The sequence below is a fragment of the Polynucleobacter sp. MWH-HuK1 genome (assembly GCF_018881815.1).
Taxonomy (GTDB): Bacteria; Pseudomonadota; Gammaproteobacteria; order Burkholderiales; family Burkholderiaceae; genus Polynucleobacter.
Genome location: NZ_JACVPP010000001.1, coordinates 2,058,673 through 2,084,708, shown reverse-complemented (window position 1 = coordinate 2,084,708; position 26,036 = coordinate 2,058,673). Strand labels below are relative to the sequence as shown.

General features: G+C 46.8%; 27 protein-coding genes. 19 read left to right on the top strand and 8 right to left on the bottom strand.

What is annotated here, in order from left to right; translation table 11 throughout:
- Position 1: 1 nt before the first annotated feature.
- Positions 2–325 carry a ferredoxin FdxA gene (gene fdxA / locus ICE93_RS10705; protein ID WP_068322070.1) on the bottom strand — a complete coding sequence of 108 codons (324 nt, stop codon included), beginning with the start codon at positions 323–325 and terminating at the stop codon, positions 2–4.
- Positions 326–473: 148 nt separating this feature from the next.
- Between fdxA and ICE93_RS10700 the strand changes: the two genes are divergently transcribed.
- A complete protein-coding gene (locus ICE93_RS10700; RefSeq protein WP_216188404.1) occupies positions 474–1,457 on the top strand; it encodes a D-glycerate dehydrogenase in 984 nt (327 codons plus the stop codon).
- A gap of 89 nt (positions 1,458–1,546) precedes the next feature.
- Here the strand turns inward: ICE93_RS10700 and ICE93_RS10695 are convergent, their stop codons facing one another.
- From ICE93_RS10695 to ICE93_RS10675, 5 genes are all read right to left on the bottom strand, one after another.
- Complete coding sequence (locus tag ICE93_RS10695) at positions 1,547–1,840, bottom strand: hypothetical protein (protein ID WP_215348514.1); 294 nt, start codon at positions 1,838–1,840, stop codon at positions 1,547–1,549.
- Between the two features lie 12 nt (positions 1,841–1,852).
- Positions 1,853–3,169 carry a gephyrin-like molybdotransferase Glp gene (glp, locus tag ICE93_RS10690; RefSeq protein ID WP_216188064.1) on the bottom strand — a complete coding sequence of 439 codons (1,317 nt, stop codon included), beginning with the start codon at positions 3,167–3,169 and terminating at the stop codon, positions 1,853–1,855.
- Entirely contained in the window at positions 3,166–3,771 is a 606-nt protein-coding gene (mobA, locus tag ICE93_RS10685; RefSeq protein WP_216188063.1) for a molybdenum cofactor guanylyltransferase MobA, read from the bottom strand. Before mobA ends, glp begins: the two co-directional genes overlap by 4 nt.
- Positions 3,771–4,886 carry a GTP 3',8-cyclase MoaA gene (gene moaA / locus ICE93_RS10680; protein ID WP_216188062.1) on the bottom strand — a complete coding sequence of 372 codons (1,116 nt, stop codon included), beginning with the start codon at positions 4,884–4,886 and terminating at the stop codon, positions 3,771–3,773. The genes mobA and moaA overlap by 1 nt, the downstream gene beginning before the upstream one ends.
- Positions 4,887–4,979: 93 nt before the next feature.
- Positions 4,980–7,622 carry an Rne/Rng family ribonuclease gene (locus ICE93_RS10675; protein WP_216188061.1) on the bottom strand — a complete coding sequence of 881 codons (2,643 nt, stop codon included), beginning with the start codon at positions 7,620–7,622 and terminating at the stop codon, positions 4,980–4,982.
- Between the two features lie 463 nt (positions 7,623–8,085).
- On the opposite strand from ICE93_RS10675, the gene ICE93_RS10670 reads away from it, so the two are divergent.
- The 3 genes from ICE93_RS10670 to ICE93_RS10660 are packed head-to-tail and all read left to right on the top strand — an operon-like array spanning position 8,086 to position 10,742.
- Positions 8,086–9,093, top strand: a complete 1,008-nt coding sequence (locus tag ICE93_RS10670; protein ID WP_216188060.1) for an RluA family pseudouridine synthase — start codon at positions 8,086–8,088, stop codon at positions 9,091–9,093.
- 8 nt (positions 9,094–9,101) lie between these two features.
- Positions 9,102–9,782 (top strand): HAD-IA family hydrolase, encoded by a 681-nt coding sequence (locus ICE93_RS10665; protein WP_216188059.1) that lies wholly within the window; start codon positions 9,102–9,104, stop codon positions 9,780–9,782.
- Positions 9,783–9,794: 12 nt separating this feature from the next.
- Entirely contained in the window at positions 9,795–10,742 is a 948-nt protein-coding gene (locus ICE93_RS10660) for a S49 family peptidase (RefSeq protein WP_216188057.1), read from the top strand.
- A gap of 58 nt (positions 10,743–10,800) precedes the next feature.
- On the opposite strand, the gene ICE93_RS10655 is transcribed toward ICE93_RS10660, so the two are convergent.
- Positions 10,801–11,571 (bottom strand): SAM-dependent methyltransferase, encoded by a 771-nt coding sequence (locus ICE93_RS10655; protein ID WP_216188054.1) that lies wholly within the window; start codon positions 11,569–11,571, stop codon positions 10,801–10,803.
- A 12-nt stretch (positions 11,572–11,583) separates the two neighbouring features.
- Complete coding sequence (locus ICE93_RS10650; RefSeq protein WP_216188051.1) at positions 11,584–12,195, bottom strand: Maf family nucleotide pyrophosphatase; 612 nt, start codon at positions 12,193–12,195, stop codon at positions 11,584–11,586.
- 43 nt (positions 12,196–12,238) lie between these two features.
- Between ICE93_RS10650 and ICE93_RS10645 the strand changes: the two genes are divergently transcribed.
- From ICE93_RS10645 to pdxJ, 15 genes are all read left to right on the top strand, one after another.
- Positions 12,239–12,814: a YceD family protein gene (locus tag ICE93_RS10645; RefSeq protein ID WP_216188048.1), complete on the top strand. Its 576-nt coding sequence runs from the start codon at positions 12,239–12,241 to the stop codon at positions 12,812–12,814.
- 105 nt (positions 12,815–12,919) lie between these two features.
- Complete coding sequence (gene rpmF / locus ICE93_RS10640; protein ID WP_011902241.1) at positions 12,920–13,099, top strand: 50S ribosomal protein L32; 180 nt, start codon at positions 12,920–12,922, stop codon at positions 13,097–13,099.
- A gap of 83 nt (positions 13,100–13,182) precedes the next feature.
- Entirely contained in the window at positions 13,183–14,196 is a 1,014-nt protein-coding gene (gene plsX / locus ICE93_RS10635; RefSeq protein ID WP_216188045.1) for a phosphate acyltransferase PlsX, read from the top strand.
- Complete coding sequence (locus ICE93_RS10630; RefSeq protein WP_216861320.1) at positions 14,193–15,179, top strand: beta-ketoacyl-ACP synthase III; 987 nt, start codon at positions 14,193–14,195, stop codon at positions 15,177–15,179. The genes plsX and ICE93_RS10630 overlap by 4 nt, the downstream gene beginning before the upstream one ends.
- 43 nt (positions 15,180–15,222) lie before the next feature.
- On the top strand, positions 15,223–16,158 hold the full coding sequence (gene fabD, locus ICE93_RS10625) for an ACP S-malonyltransferase (RefSeq protein ID WP_216188042.1): 936 nt from the start codon (positions 15,223–15,225) through the stop codon (positions 16,156–16,158).
- 41 nt (positions 16,159–16,199) lie between these two features.
- Positions 16,200–16,943 (top strand): 3-oxoacyl-ACP reductase FabG, encoded by a 744-nt coding sequence (gene fabG / locus ICE93_RS10620; protein WP_216188039.1) that lies wholly within the window; start codon positions 16,200–16,202, stop codon positions 16,941–16,943.
- Positions 16,944–17,045: 102 nt separating this feature from the next.
- The gene (acpP, locus tag ICE93_RS10615) at positions 17,046–17,285 is read left to right on the top strand and encodes an acyl carrier protein (RefSeq protein ID WP_028819177.1); all 240 of its coding nucleotides are present in this window, start codon (positions 17,046–17,048) and stop codon (positions 17,283–17,285) included.
- Positions 17,286–17,306: 21 nt separating this feature from the next.
- Positions 17,307–18,554, top strand: a complete 1,248-nt coding sequence (gene fabF, locus ICE93_RS10610) for a beta-ketoacyl-ACP synthase II (RefSeq protein ID WP_216188036.1) — start codon at positions 17,307–17,309, stop codon at positions 18,552–18,554.
- 50 nt (positions 18,555–18,604) lie between these two features.
- Positions 18,605–20,053, top strand: a complete 1,449-nt coding sequence (locus ICE93_RS10605) for a DegQ family serine endoprotease (protein ID WP_255554636.1) — start codon at positions 18,605–18,607, stop codon at positions 20,051–20,053.
- A 136-nt stretch (positions 20,054–20,189) separates the two neighbouring features.
- Positions 20,190–21,995: a translation elongation factor 4 gene (lepA, locus tag ICE93_RS10600; protein ID WP_216188033.1), complete on the top strand. Its 1,806-nt coding sequence runs from the start codon at positions 20,190–20,192 to the stop codon at positions 21,993–21,995.
- The gene (gene lepB, locus ICE93_RS10595) at positions 21,995–22,801 is read left to right on the top strand and encodes a signal peptidase I (RefSeq protein ID WP_216188030.1); all 807 of its coding nucleotides are present in this window, start codon (positions 21,995–21,997) and stop codon (positions 22,799–22,801) included. Before lepA ends, lepB begins: the two co-directional genes overlap by 1 nt.
- A 5-nt stretch (positions 22,802–22,806) precedes the next feature.
- On the top strand, positions 22,807–23,598 hold the full coding sequence (gene rnc / locus ICE93_RS10590) for a ribonuclease III (protein WP_216188027.1): 792 nt from the start codon (positions 22,807–22,809) through the stop codon (positions 23,596–23,598).
- A 44-nt stretch (positions 23,599–23,642) separates the two neighbouring features.
- The gene (era, locus tag ICE93_RS10585; protein WP_216861319.1) at positions 23,643–24,536 is read left to right on the top strand and encodes a GTPase Era; all 894 of its coding nucleotides are present in this window, start codon (positions 23,643–23,645) and stop codon (positions 24,534–24,536) included.
- Between the two features lie 5 nt (positions 24,537–24,541).
- Positions 24,542–25,276 (top strand): DNA repair protein RecO, encoded by a 735-nt coding sequence (gene recO, locus ICE93_RS10580; RefSeq protein WP_216188021.1) that lies wholly within the window; start codon positions 24,542–24,544, stop codon positions 25,274–25,276.
- Positions 25,277–25,288: 12 nt separating this feature from the next.
- Positions 25,289–26,032: a pyridoxine 5'-phosphate synthase gene (gene pdxJ, locus ICE93_RS10575; protein ID WP_216188018.1), complete on the top strand. Its 744-nt coding sequence runs from the start codon at positions 25,289–25,291 to the stop codon at positions 26,030–26,032.
- The last annotated feature ends 4 nt before the right edge of the window (positions 26,033–26,036 follow it).

Sequence of the window (26,036 nt, the reverse complement as noted above, 5' to 3'; positions counted from 1 at the left end):
ATTACTTTACTAGCTGATCGAGTTTGTTCTTAACGTCTTTCCACTCTTCAGCATCTGGAAGAGCCGCTTTAGACTTGGTGATAGAGGTCCAAGAGGGGGAGAGTTCAGCATTGAGTTTGATGAATGCTTGTTGATCACCAGGCACGTCATCTTCGGCATAAATAGCGTTTACTGGGCACTCTGGGACACAAACTGCGCAATCGATGCACTCATCCGGATCGATCACTAAAAAATTGGGACCTTCACGAAAGCAATCAACTGGGCAAACATCAACACAGTCGGTGTATTTGCAGCGGATACAAGATTCAGTAACAACGTAAGTCATGGTGATTTTGTTTCAAGAGCCCCTAAAAGCAGGGTGCTGGGTTATAAAAGCTCAATTTTAGCTGAAATACCCTATTTTTCAGGCTAAAGGGTTAATTTACTTGAGGTAAAGTTCCCTTATGAATAATCAGTCCAATACGCAAGTAAACATGCAAAAACCCAAAATTTTGGTGGCAAGAGCCATTTTTCCCGAGGCTTTGGCCAAGCTGGAAGAGTCATTTGATGTGAGGTCCAACCAAGAGGATCGCATTTTTAGTCCAGAAGAGTTGCAAAAAGAACTCTCGGGCGTTGTAGGGGCTTTAGTAGCAGGTAGTGAAAGAATTGATGCAAATGCGTTAGCGTATGCCAAAGATTTGAAGATCGTAGCCAATATCTCAGTGGGGTACAACAATTTCGATGTGCCAGCGATTACTGCCGCAGGTGTAATGGCTACCAATACTCCAGATGTGTTGACAGATACAACTGCTGACTTTGGGTTTGCATTGTTGATGGCAACCTCAAGACGCATTACTGAATCAGAGCATTGGGTGCGTGCCGGTCTTTGGGATAAGTGGTCGATTGTGAATAACCCCCTTGGTATGGATTTGCATCACAGCACTGTCGGCATTATTGGCATGGGTCGTATTGGGCAAGGCATTGCTAAGCGCGCGTTAGGTTTTGGAATGAATGTGATTTATCACAATCGCAGCCATCTATCTGATGCCGATGAAAAAGCCTGCGGTGCTAAATATGTTTCCAAGGAAGAATTGCTGCGCACTGCAGATCATGTTGTCTTGGTATTGCCATATAGCGCTGAAAGTCACCATACAATTGGCGCCAAAGAAATCGCTCTCATGAAGTCGACTGCAACCCTTATAAACATTGCCCGCGGCGGTATTGTGGATGATGCAGCACTTGCTCAAGCCCTCAAAGAAAAACGTATTTTTGCAGCCGGTCTAGATGTCTTCGAAGGTGAGCCTAAAGTACATCCTGAGTTATTAAAACTCAGTAATGTGGTGTTGGCCCCGCACATTGCTAGTGCAACAGAAAAAACACGGAGAGCAATGGTAGATCTGGCAATAGATAACTTGCGCGCTGCGCTAGATGGTAAAAAACCACCCAGCTTGATTAATGCGGAAGTTTATAAATCTTAGTTAATTTAGATTAACCAAGAGGTAAAAAAATAAAGCCGAGTGAAAACTCAGCTTTATTGCTTGAAGAAGAACTTCAAATACAAGTTAATTTATTCAGCATCAATTTCTTCTGGTAGCTCGCGCATTGCTAATTCAATACCTCCGAACTTGCCAGCAACCCAGTTGTAGACTTTGCATGCGATCCACAGCAATCCAAAGCCTAATAAGGCATTGAGAATCAGCGCTGACAGCACAGTAAATCCAGGGATGGCGCCATCACGAATGAAGGCAACAAATAGTGCCAACAAAACGATTGGAACGGAGAAGCAGAGGTAAACCAAAACCAGGGTTTTGGCGGTATGCATTGGGTCGAGGAAGACCAGTTCTTTTTTGCTAAGTTTCATGATGACGCAATCTTAAAGCAGTCCATCAAAAAGCGCTATATCTACCCAGTCTCCAGCAGCCACATTTCCTTGTTCGTGACCTAGGATGACAAAGCAATTTGCTTCACTCATGGAGCGTAAGATTCCTGCACCTTGGCTACCAGTGAGTTTGACTGTTGGTTTGCCATCGGCACTGCGTCCCAAGATGGCGCGCTGGAATTCAGTGCGACCAGGCTTTTTCCGAATGGGGGCCTCGGCCATAGCCTGAGTCAATGGCGGCTGTGTTTGATTGGCGCCGTTGAGTTGCAAAAGGGCGGCACGAACAAACTGATAGAAGGTCACCATGACTGCCACTGGGTTGCCGGGCAAACCAAAGAATAGGGTTTTGCGAGCGGGTGATTTTCCAGCAACTGGCTTGAGAACGCCAAATGCCATTGGCCGCCCTGGACGCATGGCAATTTTCCAGAAGCCAACATCACCCAACTCTTGCATGATTTGTTTTGTGAAATCCGCTTCGCCAACAGAAACGCCGCCAGAAGAAATCAACACATCTGCTTTGTTGGCAGCCTCAATAAATGCTTGCTTCAAAGAGGTCGGGTCATCACGCACAATGCCGCAGTCAATGATTTCTAGATTTAATCGATTCAGTAAACCTGAGAGGCTATAGCGATTGCTGTCGTAAATACTGCCAGCATCCAATGCTTGGCCTAAAGATCGCAGCTCATCTCCGGAAGACAGAATGGCTACCTTCAATTTTCGTTTTACTTGGAGCGTTGCAATTCCCAGGGAAGCTGCGAGACCTAAATCGGATGGTCTTAGCAAGCGGCCTGCAGCAATAGCGGGTTTTCCTTGCTGTAGATCTTCACCGCGTAAGCGTCTGTTCTCACCCAGCTTTAATTGATCCTGTTTAAATTCAATGGTGAGCCCATCCTTTGCAGTGGTGAATTCTTGTGGAATTACTGTATCGCAACCCGCGGGCATCACTGCGCCTGTCATGATCTTGAGGCATTCTCCAGACCCAATCTTGCCATCATATGGCTTGCCTGCAAAGGCGGTGCCCACAATCCGCAATGAAATTGTTGGGTGAGTGGTATTTAGACATTTGCCGTCAAAAGCAAAGCCATCCATTGCTGAGTTATCTGCAGCGGGGACATCAATTGGCGAGAGTAGGTCGACCGCTAGGATACGGTCAATGGCTTTATCTAGGGCTACCATTTCAATATCAGCAGGATCATTAATGGCACTGGATTCTTTAATGAGGTCATCTACCAACGCAGCAATAGCTATGCGAGCATCATCAACATGCAGTGATGAAGTCAAAAGAATGGGATGATTTGGCGAGTGACTCATGCAGACACTTCTTCCAGTTTCTTGAGCTCTTCAGGGGTATTAACGTTGGCAAATACTTGAGGGTCATCAAAAATCACTGTACTACTATGTAACTCTTTAAACCAGCGATCAATTTTGAGATCCCCTTTTTGGAGAAATTGATCTAAAGAATCTTTTAAGTTGCTGCGCATTAAGCAAAAAACGGGTTGTGCCCAGACCTTACCATCCACCTCTTTGCTAGAGGCATAAACCAATTGAAAGTCACCACGTTCCATCTCGGCAGCCAATAGCTCAGCGAGATTGTTAGGGAGTAAGGGTGAGTCGCATGGTGAAGTCAGAAGGTAAGGCGTCTTACATGCCTTCATACCTACTGAGAATCCAGCCAGGGGCCCTGAAAAATCAGGCGTCTCATCCATGATGACTGCGTAGCCATAAGTCGCGTACTTTGTGATGCTACGGTTGGCATTAATCACAATGGTTTGTACCTGAGGCTTGAGCTTTGCAATGGCCGACTCGATTAGTGGTTTGCCATGAAATGGAATTAGACCTTTATCAATGCCACCCATGCGTTGTGCACGTCCGCCAGCAAGTATGAGCCCAGTGATATCTTTAGTTGAAATCATTAACCACCAATATAAGACATTTCAACCTTGCGATTGCCTGAAGCTAGCTTTGAGGTATTAGAACCTCTAATCTCAGAGTAGTGATCTTCACGGGCTGCCCAGGTATTCATCACAGCATTGGCAATTTCTAAATCAGATTTACCAGAGCGCAATAATGTTTTGAAATCAAAACCTTCATTAGCGAAGAGGCAGAGATACATTTGTCCATCAGTGGAGATGCGCGCTCTAGAGCATTCATGACAGAAGGTCTGCGTGACGCTGGAGATCACTCCGATTTCACCTGAGCCATCGATATAGCGCCAGCGTTGTGCAACCTCTCCAGAGTAGTTTGCCTCAACGGGTTCTAGGGGGAACACTTCATTAATTCTGGCAATGACTTCCTTAGAGGGGAGTACTTGCTCCATGTTCCAGCCATTAGAGCTGCCTACATCCATAAATTCAATAAAGCGCAGAATGACGCCGCTACCCTTGAAGTGTTTGGCCATCGCAACGATCTCATGATCATTGGTGCCTTTCTTCACCACCATATTGACTTTAATATTCTGAAAACCAACCTCTTGGGCTGCGGCAATTCCGTCGAGCACATCAGCCACTGGAAAATCGACGTCATTCATTTTCTTGAAGATGACGTCATCCAAACCATCAAGGCTGACAGTTAATCTGTGCAGGCCAGCTGCCTTTAATGCCGCTGCTTTTTTTCGCAAGATACTGCCGTTGGTAGTGAGAGTAAGGTCTAGCGGCTTGCCAGCAGATGTTGGAATTTTTGCCAGCATCTCGATGAGTACTTCTAAGTTTTTACGAAGCAAGGGCTCGCCACCGGTAAGCCGAATTTTTTCAACACCTAAGGTAGAAAAGATGGAAGTGAGTCTGGCGATTTCTTCGAAGCTCAGTAATTCTTTATGAGCAAGATACGGATAGTTTTGATCAAAGACTTCTTTCGGCATGCAATAGGTGCAGCGGAAATTACAACGATCAGTAACAGATATGCGTAGATCTCTTAAGGTGCGCCCACGAGTATCCTTGGTATGGCCATGAGGCGTCACAAGCTGCGCGCCAATAAATGGCGTCAGGCCTTTGCCTTCGTCAAGTCGTATAGGTATTACTTTTTCAACCATGTCTGCAATTATGGCTGTGAAACGGGGTTTCTGCCAAACTGCCAAATATACTTTTGGGATAAATGGCAGTCTGGAGAAAAAGCTTTAGATGGCTTAAACCGTTTTTTCTTGGCCGCCGGTTTCAACCAAAACCATTGGGCCGTCAGGAAGCTGGGCGGCAGGCTTAGGAGCTCTGCCTAAGTTATGTGCCACGGGTTCAGCCTGAATCTGATTTTGAGCTTCAGCGTGCTTGGATGCGTCTGTAGCAACCCAGATCATGCCGGCAGATTGCACAACACTATGCAAAGGAGTTTCCTCAAGTGCCTGGAAGGCAACCTTAGGAAGTTCTGGAGCAGGCTTGCTAATTACCTCTACTGCAGTGGCTACTACTACTGCAACAGGTGCTGCGGCTTGGGTGGCTGGAGCAGAGGCGGGCGCAGTGTTTTGTGCGGGGCGATTGGATTGACGTGGGCCGCGTGGTGCGCGCTCTTGTCTTTCTTGTTTCTCCGTAGCAGATTTTGCATTTCCAAAGCTATTAGCAAGGTTCTTAATCGGCATGCTTGCAGATGCGCCAGCCATTCCTACAGGAGGACCTGCCAAAGGACTTGCTGAAGCGGATGTTGCCGGTGTAGCAGCATCGTTGCCACCTTCAGTGCGTTCGCCACGTTCACGCTGTCCACGGCCACGACCACGACGATTGCGGCCACGACCACGACGCTCTTCACTATCTGCGCCTGTAGTGGCTTCGCTACCTGGAGCAACTTCTGTTGCAGGTGTTGCTACTGCAGCATTAGCTTGATTGCGATTACCTTCTTGACGTTCTGGCTTAGGACCATTTTGATTGCCCTGGTTACGGTTACCGTTACGGTTATTGCGGTTACGATTATTGTTAGTGCCTTCTGCTGGCGTACCTTCGGCTGCGTTTGCTGCTGGACGCTCAGTGCGCTCGCCGCGACGGTTGCGACCGCGATTGCGATCACCATTGCGACCCTGATTACGGCCACGATGATTGCTTGGGGCGGGTTTTTCTTCGACCGCTGGAGATGAGCCAAAGAGACTCTTAATAAATCCAAAGAAACCACCAGAGCTTTCCGTTTTTACTGTTTCAGCGCGAGCAGGGCGCGGTTGGCTAATTGGTGCTGGTTGTGTTGGTGTAATGCCTTTAACTGCAGCCTCAGGACGCACTTTGATATCAGCATCTTTCTTGCTAACGGTTGTGTCTGTCTCAAGCTCACGCGCAGCCTCTTCAGCCATGACATAACTTGCTTTTTGATCATCAAGACGTGGATCGTCATGACGCAAACGCTCTAACTTGTAATGTGGTGTTTCCAAATGCTTATTTGGAACCATTAAGACATTCACTTTGAAGCGAGTCTCAATCTTGATCACTTCAGCGCGTTTTTCATTCAGGAGGAATGCAGCCACTTCGACTGGTACCTGAGTATGAATCGCTGCTGTGTTCTCCTTCATCGCCTCTTCTTGGATGATGCGCAGAACCTGCAGTGCAGATGATTCAGTATCACGAATGTGGCCAGTGCCGTTACAACGCGGGCAGGTTACATGGCTTCCCTCAGACAACGCTGGACGCAAGCGCTGACGTGACATTTCCATCAAGCCAAACTTGGAGATCTTACCCATTTGAACGCGGGCGCGGTCATGACGTAGAGCATCGCGCAGGCGATTCTCAACATCCTTCTGAGCCTTGCTTGATTCCATATCGATGAAGTCAATGACGATTAAGCCACCCAAGTCACGTAAACGTGCTTGACGGGCAATTTCATCGGCAGCTTCTAAGTTGGTGCGGGTTGCAGTTTCTTCAATATCAGAGCCGCGAGTTGCACGTGCTGAGTTCACGTCCACTGAAACCAAAGCTTCAGTGTGGTCAATCACGATTGCGCCGCCTGATGGCAATGGCACAGTGCGTGAGTATGCAGTTTCAATTTGATGCTCAATTTGGAAACGTGAGAACAAAGGCACGTCATCTTGATAGCGCTTTACGCGTGGCAAATTGTCCGGCATTACAACAGACATAAATGCAGCAGCTTGTTCGTAGATATCATCGGTATCGATGAGGATCTCGCCGATATCTGGTTGGAAGTAATCGCGAATTGCGCGAATTACTAAGCTGGATTCGAGGTAAATCAATAGCGGCGCCGAGTTGCCTTTAGCCGCCTCATCAATCGCTTTCCACAATTGCAAGAGATAACTTAAGTCCCATTGCAATTCGGTAGCATCGCGACCAATACCTGCGGTACGGGCAATAATGCTCATGCCATCCGGCACCTCCAATTGAGACATGGCTTCACGGAGTTCTTGACGGTCTTCACCTTCAATACGGCGGGAAACGCCGCCCCCACGCGGGTTATTTGGCATTAAGACCAAATAACGACCTGCCAAGGAGATAAAGGAGGTGAGGGCGGCACCTTTTTGGCCGCGCTCTTCTTTTTCTACTTGAACAATGATTTCTTGACCTTCGCGCAGAGCATCCTTAATGGAAGCATTGCGGACGTCGATACCCTCTTTAAAGTAACTACGGGCTACTTCCTTGAATGGCAAGAAGCCATGACGTTCTTCACCGTAATTGACAAAGCAGGCCTCAAGGGAAGGTTCAATACGGGTAATGACACCTTTGTAAATATTGCCTTTACGTTGTTCACGGCCGGCAGCTTCGATATCGATATCAATGAGTTTTTGACCATCAACGATGGCAACTCGCAACTCTTCTTGTTGAGTTGCATTAAACAACATGCGTTTCATAACACTCTCCTATGGGGGAGGGTGACCTTGCGCGCTGCGTTAGGGGACAAGTTAAGAGCCACTTAGGTCTGAGCCTAAGGCGGCTTAAGAGTGTGGATCATGCAAATCTAAGCACTTTTGCCTAGTTCACCCAGTTAACGGTTGGTTAAATCGGTGCCACACTTGACGATCGCCGCAGAGACCTCCTTTAGGTCATCAATGCAGGCGCGCGCCTAAAAACTGTCATCTAATCGCGGGTCGCGGCATACGGCACACCAACCCTGCGCCTCATTGCAACGGGGGAGGGGCAACCCCGGGAGTCTTTTAAAGGGCGACTCCAAGCTCCACGATTCAAACCTGACTTCAGGTTGGGATCAAGCCAATAAATTGGATAGAGCGTTGATTATACGGCACAAGTTGCGTGACAATGGGGTATTGTTGAGTCCCTTGTTGTCCCTCACCGGGGTCACAAGAGAGATAAATCATGAAATCTGAACCTATTCCCAATCCTCTCAGGGTAAAAACGCCCGCTTCCGCAGCAGTCCACCTCCAGACAATTGGTCCGGAAGAGGCTGGCCAGCGCTTGGATAACTATTTGCTACGTTGGGCTAAAGGTGTACCAAAAAGCCACGTTTACCGAATTATTCGCTCTGGCGAGGTTCGGGTTAATAAAAAGCGGGCTGAACCAACAACCCGACTGATTGAGGGTGATGTGGTGCGCCTCCCCCCAGTTAGGATTGCCGAACCAGCTCAAATGGCCGCTGTTAATTCTGCTCAAACCAAGTCTCGGGCGCATGGCTATTCGGACAAAATGCCAATTCTGTTTGAAGACGAGGCACTCTTAATAGTGAACAAACCAGCCGGTTTGGCTGTGCATGGCGGTTCTGGTATTTCACTTGGTGCAATCGAAACCCTGCGGATCACACGTCCTGAACTCAAGTTTCTAGAATTGGTACATCGCTTAGACCGAGACACCTCAGGCGTTTTGCTTTTGGCTAAAAAGCGCAGCGCTTTAGTTGAGCTGCATCGCCAAATTCGCGAAGGTCAAACTGATAAGCGTTATTACTTGCTTGCACATGGTGAAATCATCCAGGGTGCCCAAACCATGCAGCTCAAATATCCGCTGCATAAATATCTACTCCCGAATGGTGAGCGCCGTGTGCGGGTTGATCCAGACGGCTTGCCAAGTCACACCGCTTTGCGAGTGACTAAAGCGCTCAAACGTGAAGGTGCTGCTATTACGCTTGCAGAGGCTCAACTCAAGACAGGGCGCACCCATCAGATACGTGTTCACTTGCAAAAATTAGGACACGCAATTTTGGGTGATGATAAGTATGGTTTTGAGGATTTGGATAAGGCAATTAAATCTAAACGCCTTTATCTGCATGCCCATGTAGCTGGATTTACACATCCACGTACTGGTGTAAAGATGCGTATTGAATCACCATTGCCCCCAGAATTTACCGCCATGATGAAAACCTTTGAGCAATAAAAATCAGAATGCCGCAAACAAGTAAAGCAAATCGACCTTATGATCTGATCGTTTGGGATTGGGATGGAACGATTATGGATTCCACACCAACCATCGTGCATTGCATTCAGCAAGCTTGTCGTGATTTAGGTTTTAAGGCGCCAGATGATACCCTGGCAAGTTCGGTGATTGGTTTAGGAATTCAGGACTCATTGAGAAGGGCGGTGCCCTGGATTGAGCCGGCCCATTTTCCAAAGTTAACCGAACGTTTTCGATATCACTACCTAGCAAAAGATCACGAACTCGATTTGTTTGTTGGTATTCGTGAGCTTTTAGAGGAATTGCATGCCCAGCAATATTTGTTGGGTGTTGCTACAGGCAAATCTCGTGTAGGTTTAGACCGCTCGCTCAAGCATCATCAAATTGGCCATCTCTTTCATGAGACCCGTACAGCTGATGAGTCATTCTCGAAGCCTCACCCAGGAATGTTGCTGGAACTGTCGGATGTAACTCAGGTGCCAACGCGCCGCATGCTCATGATTGGCGATACGACGCATGACTTGGATATGGCGGCCAATGCTGGTGTAGATGCTGTAGCGGTAACTTATGGCGCTCATCCCCCTGATACCTTGAAAGCCTCGCCATCATTGGTGCATGTTGACAATGTTGCGCAGCTTTCGCAATGGCTTAAAAATAACCTGCAACACTAAGGAAGTAAAAAGATGGAAAACAATCCAAATCCAAATTGGGAGCGTCAAGCTCTTGAGCATCTCTTGTTGGAGAATTTAAAAGAGACTCGTAAAGCGCGTCGGTGGAAGGCTGTCTTTAGAGTGCTGACTTTGTTAGTGATCGTGGGTGTCTTGTTAGCGATATTTGATTTTCATCTTCCAGGCAGGGGGATGGGAGTTGAAAAACATACTGCACTAGTAACTCTTGAAGGAGAAATCTCTTCGAGTTCAATGGCTAATGCAATGGATGTTAATTCATCGTTGTTAGCGGCGTTCGAGAACGAAGGCAGCGCAGGTGTTGTATTGCGTATCAATAGCCCTGGCGGATCGCCGGTACAGGCTGGAATGATTAATGATGAGATTCATCGCCTGCGCAAGCTTTATCCCAAAAAACCGTTTTATGTAGTTGTAGAAGATATCTGTGCTTCCGGTGGTTACTACGTTGCTGTGGCGGCTGATCAAATCTTGGTTGATAAAGCGAGCTTGGTTGGTTCCATTGGCGTGATCATGGAAGGCTTTGGTTTTACCGGCTTGATGGATAAATTAGGCGTGACTCGCCGCATGATTACTTCTGGCTCCAATAAAGGTATGCTGGATCCATTTAGTAAAGAGGATCCAAAGCAAGTAGAAATGGTCAGAACCATGATTGATGAGATTCATCAGCAATTTATTGCGGTAGTTAAACAAGGGCGAGGCGATCGCTTAAAGGAGGTCCCGGATTTATTTTCTGGACGTATCTGGAATGGCGAACAAGCCGTGAAGATCGGTCTGGCCGATGGTTACGGTACTGTCGATACCGTTGCGCGCGATATCTTTAAGGCGCCTGATATTTTGGACTACACCATGAAAGAGAATTTTGCCGAACGCGTGGCCAAACGCTTTGGTGCAGAAGCTGGAGCCGCTGCTGGTAAGGCCTTGGTTAAGGCGCCTGATTTGAAATAAAAAAGTAAAAAATAAGCAAAAACAAAGAAGCTTAAAAATACATTAAAGCTTTAAAGACTTAGGCCAATAGTAGAAATACTGTTGGCCTATTTTGTAATGAGGTGCATGCAGCTTCATTCGGATAACGCTTACCCCAGTCTGTCATTGAAAGAGTGGTAATCATTTCTGATGGAAGACTCAGGTCTACGCCGAGACACAACAAGCTTTGTGACGCCAGAGAATGAATGCATGCCATCAGCATCGCGGTATTGCGATAGGGTGTCTCAATCCAAATTTGCGTTTGCTGTAATTTACGGGATTCAATTTCTAGTTGTTTCAGTTTTGCTGTGCGCTCATGAGTGTTATGAGGCAAATACCCTTGAAATGCAAAGCGTTGGCCATTAAGTCCACTGGCCATTAGTCCTAGCAAAATTGAACTCGGACCAACCAATGGCTTTACTTTTGCGCCTAATTTATGGGCCGCTAGAACCAACTCTGCGCCTGGATCAGCTACGCCTGGTACTCCCGCTTCTGACATGAGGCCCATATCGTTTCCGGCGAGCAGGGGTTTTAGTAGGTCAGTAGGTTTTGCTGAATCACCATACTTCGCATTACGCGCTGCACCTCGCCATTCGCTCATCTGCATTTCTTGAATCATGCAGGCTAATGGAGAAACAGAATCAATTGCTTTTAATAGCGCGCGTGCTGTTTTGGCGTCTTCCACAATCCAATGTTTTAGCTTGGCTGATTGCGCAATCGTCTCTGGAGGAAGCACCCAAGGGAGTAGTTCGGTGCGACCGTCTTCGCCCAAAGTGTTTGGAACCAAATACAGAGTGCCAAGTTTGCTCATAAATAACTTCTTTTATTTTTCATTACTTAGTTTTTTTGATGGAATTGCAAAACCAGCATCGCGCAATAAGCCTGTTAATGCAATCAGAGGTAGACCAATGAGTGCAGTTGGATCATCGCTTTTAATGGATTCCAGCAGGCTAATGCCGAGACCTTCAGACTTTGCGCTACCAGCGCAATCATAGGGTTCTTCAGCGAGTAAGTAGTCCTCTAGGACCTTGTCTGGAAGTTTGCGAAAAGTGACTTCGGTAGGAACGCATAAAGTAGTTTGAGTGTCACCCTTCATTAGGCATAGAGCAGTTTGAAAAATGACTGTTTGACCGCGCATGAGTTGTAATTGCGCTAAAGCCCGTTCGAAATTACCAGGCTTGCCAATTGCTGCGCCACAAAGATCTGCAACTTGATCTGATCCAATTACCCAAGCATCAAGACGTTCTTGGGCAACTGCAGCTGCTTTTGCATGTGCCAGACGCATCGCTAAATCGAGAGTGCTTTCACCAGCGAGTGGTGTTTCATCTACCTTTGGTGAAATGACTTCAAAAGGAATCCGCAGGCGCTCTAAAAGTTCGCGGCGATATTTGGAAGTAGACCCCAGAATCAAGGGTGGGTTTTGGAAACTACTCATCGTGTTCTGTGCTTTCTAGGGCTGCTTCATTTAGACTGATGCTATGAATCGTAATCAAGTTTTACCTCAAGTCGAACTATCTTCTGAGCCTAGTGCCTTAAAGAGGGTGGATTTTTGTGCACAGCAATCCTATAAGGGCGCTGGGTTTTTAAGTATTTCAGATATGCCAAGAGTGGCTGAGGAGGCTTCAACCATCAGTCCGGGTGACGGGTTTGACTGGTCGGTTCTAACGCATTTTGAAGGCTCGCCCGTTGGTGAGCCGCATCAAATCCTCGAATTAGGTCTAAAAGGTCGTCTGCAGCTGGTCTGCCAGCGCTGTTTGCAGGATTGCGCGGTGGATCTTGAAGAAAAGCGCCGATTTGTGCTGGTAATGACCGACGCTGAGGCCGATGACTACCCGATTGAGGATGAAGAGCAAGAGCCTTTAGTTGTTAATCAGCATTTCAACCTCTTGGAAACCATTGAGGATGAGATTTTGCTGTCTTTGCCCCTGATTCCGAAGCATCCAGAAGACTTTTGTGAGCCTCATGCCTCTACTTTTGGGGATGAGGGTGATGAAGAGGCGTCAAATGAGCATGAAAATCCCTTTAACATATTGAAAAATATGAAGAAAAACTGAAAATAGTGGCTTTATTTCAGTTGTTGTTTTGAGTATGTTTTGTCAATGAATCAAGCATTTAGGTGCTTTTCCATGCTAGAATGTCGCCTTGCTTAGGAGTTCAATATGGCCGTTCAACAAAACAAAAAATCACCTTCCAAACGTGGCATGCATCGTGCGCACGACTTTTTGACCGCACCTGCTACGGCTGTTGAAGCCACAACTGGTGAGGCTCATTTGCGCCACCACATTTCACCTAACGGCTACTATCGTGGTCGTAAAGTTGTTAAAACTAAAAACGACTAATTTTTTAGTCTAAACAGATAGAAGCGGCTCCAGTAATAGCCGCTTTTTTCTTGGATAAATCACTTGCAGCAATCAATGAGTTTATGAGCGTTACTCTTGCTATTGATGCCATGGGCGGAGATCATGGAGTCGTCGTGACGGTTCCAGCTGCCTGCGATTTTTTAGAAAAACATGCAGATGTGAGGATTGCCTTAGTAGGCGATCCCGATTTAATCAAGCAAGTCTTGCATAAATCTCCTAAAGCTCCGATGGAGCGTATTCAAATTATTCCTGCTAGTGAAGTTGTCTTAATGGATGATCCTATTGAGGTTGCTTTGCGTCGTAAAAAAGATTCTTCAATGCGTGTTGCCATTGAGCAAGTTAAAGAGGGTGCTGCTGATGCAGTCATCTCTTCCGGTAATACGGGTGCGCTCATGGCGATTTCTCGCTACATCTTAAAAACCCTTGAGGGCGTTGATCGTCCCGCAATTGCTACCGCCATCCCCAATGAATTGGGTCGTGGCACGACTATGCTTGATTTAGGCGCGAATGCTGACTGCGAGCCAATGCACTTGGTTCAGTTCGCCCAAATGGCCAACGTGATGGTGCAGGTAGTCGATGGCAAACAACACCCTTCAATTGGCCTTCTCAATATTGGTGAAGAAGTGATTAAGGGTAATGAAGTGGTTAAGCAAACTAGTGAACTACTGCGTCAAACATCCTTAAACTTTTATGGCAACGTAGAAGGTAATGACATCTTTAAGGGCACCACTGATATTGTGGTGTGTGATGGGTTTGTAGGTAACGTTGTATTAAAAGCTAGCGAAGGCTTGGCAAAGATGATGAGTGGCATGATTCGCGAAGAATTTAATCGCTCATTGATGACTAAGATCATGGCTGTTTGCGCAATGGTTCCTTTGCTCAGAGTGCGTAAGCGCGTTGATCATCGTCGTTATAACGGCGCGGTATTGTTAGGGTTACGCGGCTGTGTCATTAAGAGCCATGGTTCTGCAGATAGTTATGCATTTGGCTTTGCCCTGGATCGTGCTTATGAAGCAGCAAAAAATCGCATGGTAGAACGTATTGCCGCAGCCTTTGTGGTGGAGACAAAAATATGAGTATTTTTGCAAGATTAGCTGGTACTGGAAGTTATCTTCCTGAACTGCGTCTAACCAATCAAGACTTGGTAGAACGTCTAGCCAAAAATGGTTTAGAGACCAGCGATGAGTGGATTAAGACTCGTAGCGGTATCTCTGCGCGTCACTTTGCTGCCGAGAATGAGCTCACCAGTGATCTAGCAGTAAAGGCTGCAGAAGCTGCACTTAGCAGTGCTGGCATCACCTCTGAAGATTTAGATCTTATTGTTTTGGCCACTTCTACTCCTGATCATCTGGGTGGATTTCCAAGTACCGCATGTGTAGTTCAAGATAAATTGGGTGCGCACACTTCTTGCGCAGCATTTGATGTGCAGGCGGTTTGTGCCGGCTTTACTTATGCGCTTGCAATCGCAGATGCTTTTATTCGCTCTGGTTCATACAAAAAAATTTTGGTGATTGGTGCTGAAACCTTCTCACGTATTCTGAATTTCCAAGATCGCGGCACTTGTGTCTTGTTTGGTGATGGCGCCGGAGCGGTTGTGCTTGAAGCTTCTAAAGAGGCCGGCATACTCTCTACGGCATTGCATGCTGACGGTAGTCAGCGCGATATTTTGTGTGTTCCTGGTCGCGCAGGTAACGGAGAGGTGCATGGATCACCGTTTATGACAATGGACGGTCAAGCAGTATTTAAGTTGGCTGTGAAAGTTTTAGAGCAAGTAGCTCACGAGGCGCTTACTAAAGCCAATCTCAAGCCTGAGCAAATTGACTGGCTAGTTCCACATCAAGCAAACATCCGCATCATGGAGGGTACTGCCAAGAAGATGGGCATGTCTATGGATAAAGTGATTGTGACTGTGCATGAGCACGGCAATACTTCTGCCGCATCGATTCCGTTAGCACTGGATTCTGGTGTGCGCTCCGGACAAATTAAGCGCGGCCAACATCTCTTGTTAGAAGGTGTTGGTGGTGGCTTTGCTTGGGGCGCGGTAGCCATCAAGTATTAAAAAATTCTCCTTCATTAATTTAATTATTTAGCGAACTCATCACATGACATTTGCATTCGTATTCCCCGGTCAAGGTTCTCAATCTGTTGGCATGCTCAACTCTATTGCACAGCGTTCAGAAGTGCGTGCAACATTACAAGAGGCATCTGATGCCTTGGGTGAGGATGTCGCAAAACTGATTGCTGAAGGTCCTGCTGAAGCATTGTCTTTAACAACCAATACTCAGCCTGTGATGCTGACTGCTGGCGTTGCCTTTTATCGCGCCTGGTTAGCTGCCGGCGGTGCCGTTCCCAAAGTTATGGCAGGACACAGTCTTGGCGAGTATTCTGCTCTGGTTGCGTCCGGAGTAATCTCATTTAAAGATGCCGTGCCTCTAGTACGTTTTCGTGCTGAAGCGATGCAAAGTGCCGTTCCAGTCGGAACTGGGGGTATGGCTGCTATTTTGGGTTTGGATGATGCGACCGTGATTAAAGTTTGCGCTGAGGCAAGCACTGCTTCTGGCGGTGTTGTTGAGGCGGTGAATTTCAATGCGCCCGGACAAGTAGTGATTGCTGGTGCAAGTGATGCCGTTGCCAAAGCGTGTGACTTACTAAAAGCAGCTGGCGCTAAGCGCGCCTTACCGTTGCCAGTATCCGCGCCCTTCCACTCATCTTTGTTGCAACCTGCATCTGAAAAGCTCCAAGGATACTTAGCAAATATCGAATTTAAGGCGCCAAGCATTCCTGTTATCAATAATGTGGATGTTGAAATCTTGAATGATCCTAGCGCAATCAAAGATGCTTTGGTGCGTCAAGCAGCTAAGCCTGTGCGTTGGCAAGAAACCATTCAGGCGATGGCTGGCCAAGGCATCACTCAAGTGGTGGAGTGCGGTCCTGGCAAGGTATTGGCTGGCTTAACTAAGCGTATTAATGATCAAGTTACTGGTGTACCAGTATTTGATGAAGCTAGTTTGGCTGAAGTGCTAGCAAGCCTTAAATAAAATCCAGATTTCAGAAATATATAAGACAGCGGAAGATAAATATGAATCTCGACTTAAGCGGACAAATTGCCTTAGTTACTGGTGCCTCACGCGGCATTGGTCAAGCAATTGCAGATGAGTTAGTAAAGTGCGGTGCCAAGGTAATCGGTACAGCTACTTCAGAAAGCGGTGCTCAAGCGATCGATGAACGTCTAAAAGCTTCTGGTGGCGCAGGTAAGGTGCTAAATGTCACTGCACCAAATGCTTGTGAAGAAATTATTGATTTGATTGTTAAAGAATATGGCGGTATCAATATCTTGGTAAACAATGCTGGCATTACGCGCGATAACTTGGCTATGCGCATGAAGTCCGATGAGTGGACCGATGTGATTGATACCAACTTAAGCTCAGTCTTCCGTCTTTCTCAAGCGGTGATGCGTCCGATGATGAAGGCTCGTGGAGGCCGCATCATTAACATCACTTCTATTGTTGGTCATATGGGAAATCCCGGCCAAGCAAACTACGCTGCTGCAAAAGCAGGCGTTTCTGGCATGACTCGTGCTCTAGCTCGCGAAATCGGTAGCCGTAACATCACTGTGAATTGCGTGGCCCCTGGATTTATTGATACTGATATGACCCGCGCTTTGAGCGAAGAGCAGCAAAATGCCCTAAAAGTGAACATTCCCTTGGCTAGATTGGGTAGCCCTGAGGATGTGGCTCAGGCAGTGGCATTTTTGGCCTCTCCGGCAGCTGGCTATATTACGGGTAACACCCTACACGTCAATGGCGGACTATATTTAGCCTAACGGCAAAGCAAGGATTTGGTCATTTTTAGGCGAATTTTCTGATTCGGTCCGCCAAACTGATAAAATCCATTTCATCGTTTTTTACAACCCCTGGGGAAATTAATGGACAACATCGAACAACGCGTTAAGAAAATCGTCGCTGAGCAATTGGGCGTCGCAGAAGGAGATATCAAGAATGAATCTTCTTTCGTGAACGACTTGGGCGCTGACTCTCTTGACACTGTTGAGCTGGTTATGGCTTTGGAAGATGAATTCGGTATCGAAATTCCTGATGAGGAAGCTGAAAAGATCACCACAGTTCAGCTCGCGATCGACTTCGCTAAATCTAAAGCTCAGGGTTAATTCCCTAGCCTAGGCATTACTGTGTCAGAATCAAACGGCCGACGCCGGGTAGTAGTCACCGGCCTTGGTCTTATCTCACCTGTTGGTAATTCAGTTGATGTAGCTTGGTCTAATTTGCTCGCGGGCAAATCAGGCATTGCTACTATCACCAAGTTTGACCACACTCCGCTTAGTGTTCATTTCGCTGGAGAGGTGAAAGATTTCAATGTCGAAGAATATGTTTCTGCCAAAGAGGCGCGCCATATGGATACCTTTATCCATTACGGTATTGCTGCTGGCACGCAAGCCATTCGCGACAGCGGTTTAGAGATCACAGAACAAAACGCCGAGCGCGTAGGCGTGATGGTTGGCTCCGGTATAGGTGGCCTGCCAATGATTGAGGAAACAGGCGCTGAGCTCTTGGCTCGTGGTCCTCGTCGTATTTCACCTTTCTTTGTTCCAGGCTCAATCATCAATATGATTTCTGGTCATCTTAGTATTTTGTTTGGTCTCAAAGGTCCAAACGTTGCTGCGGTGACTGCCTGTACAACTGGTTTGCATAGCATTGGTTTGGCCGCACGCTTAATTCAGTACGGCGATGCTGATGTCATGGTGGCTGGTGGTGCCGAATCTACTATTTCCGCTTTGGGTGTAGGTGGTTTTGCTTCCGCAAGAGCGCTTTCAACACGCAATGATGATCCTGCAACTGCATCACGCCCTTGGGATAAAGACCGCGATGGTTTTGTTCTTGGCGAAGGTGCTGGCGTTGTAGTGCTTGAAGAATACGAGCACGCAAAAGCACGTGGCGCAAAAATTTATTGTGAGCTACTCGGCTTCGGCATGAGTGGTGATGCTTATCATATGACCGCCCCAAATATGGATGGTCCACGTCGTTGCATGGTTAATGCAATGCGCGATGCCAAGCTTAATCCAGACCAAATTCAATACTTAAATGCCCACGGAACCTCTACACCGCTAGGTGATAAAAATGAAACTGAGGCTATTAAGGCTGCTTTGGGTGATCATGCCAAAAAGACATTAATTAATTCCACTAAGTCGATGACAGGCCACCTTTTGGGCGGCGCTGGCGGCTTGGAGTCTGTATTTACGATTCTGGCCCTCCATAATCAGAAGTCGCCGCCTACTATCAATATCTTTAATCAAGACCCTGAGTGTGATTTGGACTACTGCGCCAATACCGCTAGGGATATAAAGATAGACCATGCAGTCAAAAACAATTTTGGCTTTGGGGGTACTAACGGTACCTTGATTTTTGGCAAACTGACCTAATATCCTAAGTATCTCCATTGTTGGTCTTTACCAAGTAGGTCTATAGCATTATGAAAAAGTACTTAATTGCGCTCATGACTATCTTTAGTCTTGGGCAGTTTGCATTTATTCAGCCTGTCTCTGCACAAAATCCTCGGGTAACGATTCCTGATTTTGCTGATTTGGTTGAGCGTGCCAGTCCAGCGGTGGTGAATATTCGCACCACTGAAAAAGTGGCAGTTCAACAAGCTCAAGGAGGTATTCCTGGAATGCCTGAAGACCAAGCGGAATTCTTCCGCCGCTTCTTCGGAGTACCGATTCCTGGAATTCCGAACGGACCTAAACAAGCGCAACCAAATCCAGGCAAACCACAAGAGGCGGATCGTGGTGTAGGTTCTGGTTTCATTATTGAGTCCAATGGATTAATTTTGACAAACGCGCACGTGGTTGAGGGCGCTACAACTATCTACGTGACCTTGACTGATAAGCGCGAGTTCAAGGCAAAGTTACTCGGCATGGATAAGCGCACTGATGTTGCTGTTGTCAAAATTGATGCTCGCGATTTACCTAAGTTGCCTTTGGGTGACTCTTCTAGGGTGCGTGTAGGTGAGTGGGTTCTGGCGATTGGTTCCCCGTTTGGTCTTGAGAATACAGTCACTGCCGGGATTGTGTCTGCTAAGAGTCGTGATACTGGCGACTACTTGCCCTTCATCCAAACTGACGTGGCGGTTAACCCAGGTAACTCTGGCGGCCCTTTATTAAATACTGCTGGTCAGGTAATTGGTATCAACTCACAAATCTTTAGTCGCTCTGGTGGCTACATGGGAATTTCATTTGCTATTCCAATTGATGAGGCAATGCGTGTTGCCGATCAATTGCGTACCAATGGCAAGATGACGCGCGGTCGTATTGGTGTTGCGTTGGGTGAGATGACCAAAGATATTGCTGAGAGTTTGGGTTTGGGCAAGCCACGTGGTGCATACGTTCGTAACGTTGAGCCAGGTGGGCCAGCTGCTGCAGGTGGAATTGAAAGCGGTGATGTGATTCTGAGTTTCAACGGGCGTGATATTGCTAAATCAACTGACTTACCAAGAGTGGTGGGTGAAACTAAGCCGGGTACTTCAGTGCCAGTGCAAGTTTGGCGCAAGGGTGGCACTCGTGATTTAACGGTGACCGTAACTGATGCCGAATCGACTCAGGCGGCAAACAAGAAGTCGGATTCCCCGGCATCAAACGGCAATAGCGCGAATGCCCTTGGAGTTGCTGTAAGTGAGTTATCCGATAGCAAAAAGAAGGATTTGAATATCAAGGGCGGTGTTGAGGTCACCGGATTAGGAGAGGGTCCCTTGGCCAGAGCAGGAATTCGCCCTGGAGATGTCATTATTCGGGTTGCTGATGCCGATATTACTGGCGTTAAGCAGTTTGAGGTCCTAGTTAAGGGTTTGGATGCTAATAGGGCTGTCCCGGTCTTTATACGCCGTGCTGATAGCACTTTGGTAGTCCCTGTAAGACCCAAATAACCCTATTTTGGGCTTAGAAATGGGGATTGGCGCCTTTTGGGCGCCACCCATTACAATCACTTTAAGACGACTTTTTGCAGCGCATCATTGTGGTGCGTTCTGACAAGGCGTTTTTTGAATGACCTATTAAGACGCTATGGATTTAATCCGCAATTTTTCTATCATCGCCCATATCGATCACGGCAAATCGACGCTTGCTGATCGCATTATTCAACTGTGTGGCGGTCTTTCTGATCGCGAAATGGAAGCGCAGGTGCTCGACTCAATGGATATTGAGCGTGAGCGCGGCATCACGATTAAGGCGCAAACCGCTGCTTTAAATTACAAAGCTAAAGACGGCAAGATTTACAACATCAATCTGATTGATACCCCAGGCCACGTCGATTTCTCCTATGAGGTCAGCCGTTCTTTGTCTGCTTGTGAAGGCGCTTTATTGGTAGTTGATGCTAGCCAAGGCGTTGAAGCGCAAACAGTTGCTAACTGTTACATGGCTCTTGAGTTGGGCGTTGAGGTTGTTCCAGTTCTCAATAAGATTGACTTGCCGCAAGCTGATCCCGATCGCGCAAAAAAAGAAATTGAAGATGTCATTGGTATTGATGCATCAGAGGCGGTCACCTGTTCAGCTAAAACTGGTATGGGTGTTCAGGATGTGATCGAAGAAATGATTGCAAAGGTACCACCGCCTAAAGGTAATGCGGCAGATCCTTTGCAAGCATTGATTATTGATTCCTGGTTTGACAACTATGTTGGTGTTGTCATGCTCATACGTGTTGTTAACGGCACTTTAAAACCAAAAGAAAAAATTACCTTAATGGCGAATGGCTCAACCCACTTGGTTGAGCATGTAGGTGTGTTTAGTCCGAAGTCGGTAGATCGCCCAGAGCTATCTGCCGGTCAAGTAGGCTTTGTGATTGCAGGCATTAAAGAATTAAAAGCCGCTAAGGTTGGCGATACGGTGACGCATGCTGCAGGTCAGCAAGGTCGTGTTCCTGCTGCTGAGCCGCTGCCTGGTTTTAAAGAGGTGAAGCCTCAAGTATTTGCCGGACTCTACCCAGTAGAAGCGAGCGAATATGATCAGCTACGAGAGTCACTTGAGAAGCTTAAGTTAAACGACGCTTCTCTTTTGTATGAGCCAGAGGTTTCTCAGGCCTTAGGATTTGGATTCCGTTGCGGTTTCTTGGGCTTATTGCACATGGAGATTGTGCAAGAACGCCTAGAGCGTCAGTACGGCATGAATCTGATTACGACTGCTCCAACAGTGGTGTATCAAGTGCAGCAATCTGATGGCACGATCTTGATGGTAGATAACCCATCTAAGATGCCAGAGACTAGTAAGGTCGACACCATCATGGAGCCGATTGTTACTGTCAACTTGTATATGCCTCAGGAGTATGTGGGCTCAGTGATTACCTTGTGCGTAGGTAAGCGTGGTATTCAGACAGGTATGAATTATCTTGGTCGTCAGGTACAACTGACTTATGAATTACCAATGGCAGAGATCGTGTTGGATTTCTTTGACAGACTCAAATCCATCTCACGCGGCTACGCCTCGATGGATTATGAGTTTAAGGAATATCGCCCGGCAGATGTAGTGAAAGTCGACATCTTGATTAATGGCGATCGGGTAGATGCTTTATCTGTGATTGTTCACAGAAGTAATAGCCAACATCGTGGTCGTGAAGTTGTGGCAAAGATGCGTGGCATCATTCCTCGTCAAATGTTTGATGTGGCTATTCAAGCGGCGATTGGTAGCAATATTGTTGCTCGTGAAAACGTCAAAGCATTACGTAAGAACGTTCTGGCTAAGTGCTATGGCGGTGATATCTCCCGTAAGCGCAAGTTATTAGAGAAGCAAAAAGAGGGTAAGAAGCGTATGAAGCAGGTGGGTAATGTGGAGATTCCACAAGAAGCCTTCTTAGCTATTTTGCAGGTGGAAGATTAATGAACTTTGCTCTAGTCCTATTTATCCTGGTGATTATTTCTGGTATCGCCTGGGTTGCTGACAAATTGCACTTTGCCCCGCAAAGACGCTTGGCAGGTAACGACCGCATGCCTTTATGGCTTGAATACACTGCAGGCTTCTTCCCGGTTATATGTGCTGTATTTGTACTACGTTCTTTTATTGCTGAGCCGTTCAAGATTCCATCGGGCTCAATGATTCCGACTTTGCAAATTGGTGATTTCATTTTGGTAAATAAATTTACCTATGGAATTCGTCTGCCAGTGATCAATCAAAAAGTAGTCGACCTGGGCGCACCTAAGCGTGGTGATGTCGTGGTGTTTCGCTACCCCCGTGATGAGTCGGTGGATTACATTAAGCGTGTAGTAGCCTTGCCAGGCGATGAAATCACTTACGAAAATAAGCGCCTAACCATCAATGGCCAACCATTGCAATACAGCGGTGGCGAGTCTTATCTTGACCCAGAGAATATGCGCTATGCCAAACGATTCACTGAAACATTCCCTGCAGACTTGGGTGGCAATCGCCATGAGATTCTTAATGATCCAGATCGTCCATCTACGGTATTTCCAGCCGAGCGTTTTCCGGGTTCTGAATTCTGCCAATATCAACAGTTAGGTATGACTTGTAAAGTGCCAAACGGGCATTACTTCGCCATGGGTGATAACCGTGATAACAGTGCAGACTCTCGTTATTGGGGTTTTGTGCCAGATAAAAATATTGTGGGTAAAGCTTTCTTTGTTTGGCTTAATCTCGGCAATCTTGGCCGCATAGGCGGATTCGAGTAAATATCATGAATGCGCGCGCCGTTATCGAAACTGGACCGCTGCAAGAGCGCCTCGGCTACACCTTCAAGAAGCCTGAGTTACTGAACCAAGCGTTAACACATCGTAGTCATAGCAAGAAAAATAACGAGCGTTTGGAATTTCTGGGCGACTCTATTTTGAATTGCGTAGTGGCTGAAATGCTCTACGAGCGTTACTCAGATTTAGATGAGGGTGATTTGTCTCGTGTGCGTGCGAATTTGGTAAAGCAGCAAGCTTTATATGAAATCGCTCAAACCCTTTCTTTGTCAGATTACTTACGTTTAGGCGAGGGTGAGTTGAAGAGTGGTGGATTTCGTCGCCCCTCAATCTTGGCTGATACCTTAGAGGCAGTTACTGGCGCCATCTTTATGGATGGTGGATTTGAAGCGGCTAAGACAAGTTTGCGCAAGCTCTACTCCATCATCTTGGAGCACGTTGATCCAAAAACCTTGGGAAAAGACGATAAAACACTTTTGCAGGAATGTTTGCAGAGCTATCAGTTGCCTTTACCGGCATACAACGTTACCGGAACTACAGGCGCCGCGCACAATCAGCAATTTGAGGTGGAGTGTTTGATTCCTAGTCATAAGGTGGCAGTCAAAGGTGAGGGCGCTTCACGTCGCGCTGCTGAGCAGGCTGCAGCTAAATTGGCTTTAATAGCCATGCTGAAAGCATTGCCGCAAGAATCTCGTAAACCCAAGAAAACACGGTCAGCGAAAAAGAAGGCGGCAAAAAAAGAGGTGACTGAAGAGCAGTTCAATCTTAAGCTGAAGGGCTAATCGTGTTTAGATGCGGCACCATTGCAATTGTTGGGCGTCCTAATATGGGTAAATCAACTTTGCTCAATGCTTTAGTTGGTCAGAAGATCAGCATTACTTCGCGTAAGGCTCAAACTACTCGCCACCGTATTTTGGGAATCCAGAATCGAGAAGAGGCTCAGTTCATTTTTATTGATACGCCAGGTTTTCAGACGCGCTTGATGAATACCTTAAACAAAGCGCTTAATCGCACGGTAACGACTGCATTGCAGGATGTGAATGTGGCTTGCTTTGTGGTTGAGGCTGGTTACTTTGGCGAAGACGATAAAAAAGTTTTGAAGTTGCTCCCGGACGATTTGCCGGTGGTGCTAGTGCTCAATAAGCTGGACTTATTTAATAGCCGTTTTCAGGCCCCATCTGAGCGCGATCAAGCTTTACTGAATTTCATTAAAGATATGGCTCGCCCTTGGTGTGAATTGGGTGGTCACGAAGACCAAAAATGCGAGTTTGCTGAAATTGTTCCGATGAGCGCGAAGAGCCCGGGAGATATAGAAAGATTGCTGGATGTGCTTGAGGGTTATCTGCCTGAAGCGCCAGCCGTATACGATGGCGACACCATCACTGATCGCAGTGAGCGATTCTTGGCTGCTGAGATTTTGCGTGAAAAAGTATTCCGCTTTACTGGCGAGGAGTTGCCTTACACCAGCACGGTAGTAATCGATCAGTTCAAGATGGATGGCAAGATGCGCCGTATTGCTGCAACCATTTTGGTAGATCGCGATAGTCATAAAGCGATGATTATTGGTCAAAAAGGTGAACGTCTGAAAAAGATTTCTACTGATGCCCGTATCGATATGGAAAAGCTCTTTGATGGAAAAGTTTTTCTAGAGACTTGGGTGAAAGTTAAACGTGGCTGGGCTGATAATCGCGCCGAATTGCGGGCGCAAGGGCTGGAATAAATTCAATGGCCTCGATTCGTGTTGCTGACGAACCTGCTTTTGTATTGCACAGTATCCCCTATAAAGAGACGAGCTTAATTCTGGATGTATTTACACGGCAATATGGCCGCATGGCTTTAATTGCTAAAGGCGCTAAACGTCCGCACTCAACATTGAGACCTGTATTGCAGCGTTTTCAGCCACTTTTGGTTTCTTGGAGCGGTAAGTCTGAGCTGCGCACTTTAACAAAGTCTGAATGGGTAGGTGGCATGCCTTCTTTGGTGGGCGACGCCTTACTCTGTGGCTTCTATTTGAATGAACTTCTTGTGAAGTTTTTAGCGCGTGAAGATGATTACGAAAAGCTTTATGACCGCTATGCAGAAACGATTAACGCTTTATCCAATTTAGAGTTCGAATCCAAAGGCTTAGAAGAAATTCTACGTCCTTTTGAGTTATCGCTCTTGCAAGAGACTGGTTATGCTGCAGCATTAGATCGATGTGTTGAAACTAATGAAGAACCTTTGGCTCATGAACAATACGTTTATCAGCCCGAGCGTGGTGTTCGGCCCGTTCAGGTCGATGATCCAGGGCACTGGCCAGTTCTAACTGGAAAATCCCTATTGGCGATTGCTATCGGGGATTTTTCTGATCCAGAGACACTTTCAGAAAGTAAGCAGTTAATGCGTTTTTTACTGGGCTTGCATTTGCAGGATCAAGTTCTCACTACGCGTCAAATTTTGATTGATCTGAAGAAAATCTAGTAATCTACAGAGATGAGCAGCCACCCAAGCCTTGAACTAGGTATCAATATTGACCATGTCGCCACCTTGCGTAATGCACGAGGTACGGTCTATCCCGATCCATTAAGAGCGGCTGCTTTGGCTGAAGAAGCTGGCGCGGATCTCATTACCCTTCATTTACGTGAAGATCGTCGTCACATTAAAGATGCTGATTTACTGGCATTACGACCGCTCATTCAAACCCGCATGAATCTCGAATGCGCAGTAACCCCCGAGATGATTAACATCGCTTGCCAAGTAAAACCGCATGATGTCTGCTTAGTCCCAGAAAAGCGTGAAGAAGTGACAACTGAAGGCGGCTTGGATGTATTAGGTCATTTTGAAGCAGTAAAAGCAGCCACCAAGAAATTAATCGATGCCGGTATTCGGGTGTCATTATTTATTGACCCTGAAGAGAGGCAGATTCAGGCGGCTAAAGATGTGGGAGCGACCGTTATTGAGTTGCATACTGGTCGTTACGCTGATTTGTCAGGTGCAGACCAGGATAAAGAGTTGGAGCGTATTCGCAAAGCTGCGATCTTTGGAAAGAGTATCGGCATGAGAGTCAATGCGGGTCATGGCTTACACGAAGGCAATGTCAAACCAATAGCCGCTATTTCTGAATTATCTGAGCTCAATATTGGTCACGCTATTGTTGCTGAGGCCTTATTTAAAGGTTGGCAAAATGCAATCGTCGACATGAAGGCATTAATGGCTCAGGGTAGAGCGCTCGCTTAAGAAT

Excerpts from the sequence above, each read along its gene's own strand:
- fdxA (WP_068322070.1), bottom strand. The coding sequence starts at position 325 with ATGACTTACGTTGTTACTGAATCTTGTATCCGCTGCAAATACACCGAC.
- ICE93_RS10700 (WP_216188404.1), top strand. The coding sequence starts at position 474 with ATGCAAAAACCCAAAATTTTGGTGGCAAGAGCCATTTTTCCCGAGGCT.
- ICE93_RS10695 (WP_215348514.1), bottom strand. The coding sequence starts at position 1,840 with ATGAAACTTAGCAAAAAAGAACTGGTCTTCCTCGACCCAATGCATACC.
- glp (WP_216188064.1), bottom strand. The coding sequence starts at position 3,169 with ATGAGTCACTCGCCAAATCATCCCATTCTTTTGACTTCATCACTGCAT.
- mobA (WP_216188063.1), bottom strand. The coding sequence starts at position 3,771 with ATGATTTCAACTAAAGATATCACTGGGCTCATACTTGCTGGCGGACGT.
- moaA (WP_216188062.1), bottom strand. The coding sequence starts at position 4,886 with ATGGTTGAAAAAGTAATACCTATACGACTTGACGAAGGCAAAGGCCTG.
- ICE93_RS10675 (WP_216188061.1), bottom strand. The coding sequence starts at position 7,622 with ATGAAACGCATGTTGTTTAATGCAACTCAACAAGAAGAGTTGCGAGTT.
- ICE93_RS10670 (WP_216188060.1), top strand. The coding sequence starts at position 8,086 with ATGAAATCTGAACCTATTCCCAATCCTCTCAGGGTAAAAACGCCCGCT.
- ICE93_RS10665 (WP_216188059.1), top strand. The coding sequence starts at position 9,102 with ATGCCGCAAACAAGTAAAGCAAATCGACCTTATGATCTGATCGTTTGG.
- ICE93_RS10660 (WP_216188057.1), top strand. The coding sequence starts at position 9,795 with ATGGAAAACAATCCAAATCCAAATTGGGAGCGTCAAGCTCTTGAGCAT.
- ICE93_RS10655 (WP_216188054.1), bottom strand. The coding sequence starts at position 11,571 with ATGAGCAAACTTGGCACTCTGTATTTGGTTCCAAACACTTTGGGCGAA.
- ICE93_RS10650 (WP_216188051.1), bottom strand. The coding sequence starts at position 12,195 with ATGAGTAGTTTCCAAAACCCACCCTTGATTCTGGGGTCTACTTCCAAA.
- ICE93_RS10645 (WP_216188048.1), top strand. The coding sequence starts at position 12,239 with ATGAATCGTAATCAAGTTTTACCTCAAGTCGAACTATCTTCTGAGCCT.
- rpmF (WP_011902241.1), top strand. The coding sequence starts at position 12,920 with ATGGCCGTTCAACAAAACAAAAAATCACCTTCCAAACGTGGCATGCAT.
- plsX (WP_216188045.1), top strand. The coding sequence starts at position 13,183 with ATGAGCGTTACTCTTGCTATTGATGCCATGGGCGGAGATCATGGAGTC.
- ICE93_RS10630 (WP_216861320.1), top strand. The coding sequence starts at position 14,193 with ATGAGTATTTTTGCAAGATTAGCTGGTACTGGAAGTTATCTTCCTGAA.
- fabD (WP_216188042.1), top strand. The coding sequence starts at position 15,223 with ATGACATTTGCATTCGTATTCCCCGGTCAAGGTTCTCAATCTGTTGGC.
- fabG (WP_216188039.1), top strand. The coding sequence starts at position 16,200 with ATGAATCTCGACTTAAGCGGACAAATTGCCTTAGTTACTGGTGCCTCA.
- acpP (WP_028819177.1), top strand. The coding sequence starts at position 17,046 with ATGGACAACATCGAACAACGCGTTAAGAAAATCGTCGCTGAGCAATTG.
- ICE93_RS10605 (WP_255554636.1), top strand. The coding sequence starts at position 18,605 with ATGAAAAAGTACTTAATTGCGCTCATGACTATCTTTAGTCTTGGGCAG.
- lepA (WP_216188033.1), top strand. The coding sequence starts at position 20,190 with ATGGATTTAATCCGCAATTTTTCTATCATCGCCCATATCGATCACGGC.
- lepB (WP_216188030.1), top strand. The coding sequence starts at position 21,995 with ATGAACTTTGCTCTAGTCCTATTTATCCTGGTGATTATTTCTGGTATC.
- rnc (WP_216188027.1), top strand. The coding sequence starts at position 22,807 with ATGAATGCGCGCGCCGTTATCGAAACTGGACCGCTGCAAGAGCGCCTC.
- era (WP_216861319.1), top strand. The coding sequence starts at position 23,643 with ATGGGTAAATCAACTTTGCTCAATGCTTTAGTTGGTCAGAAGATCAGC.
- recO (WP_216188021.1), top strand. The coding sequence starts at position 24,542 with ATGGCCTCGATTCGTGTTGCTGACGAACCTGCTTTTGTATTGCACAGT.
- pdxJ (WP_216188018.1), top strand. The coding sequence starts at position 25,289 with ATGAGCAGCCACCCAAGCCTTGAACTAGGTATCAATATTGACCATGTC.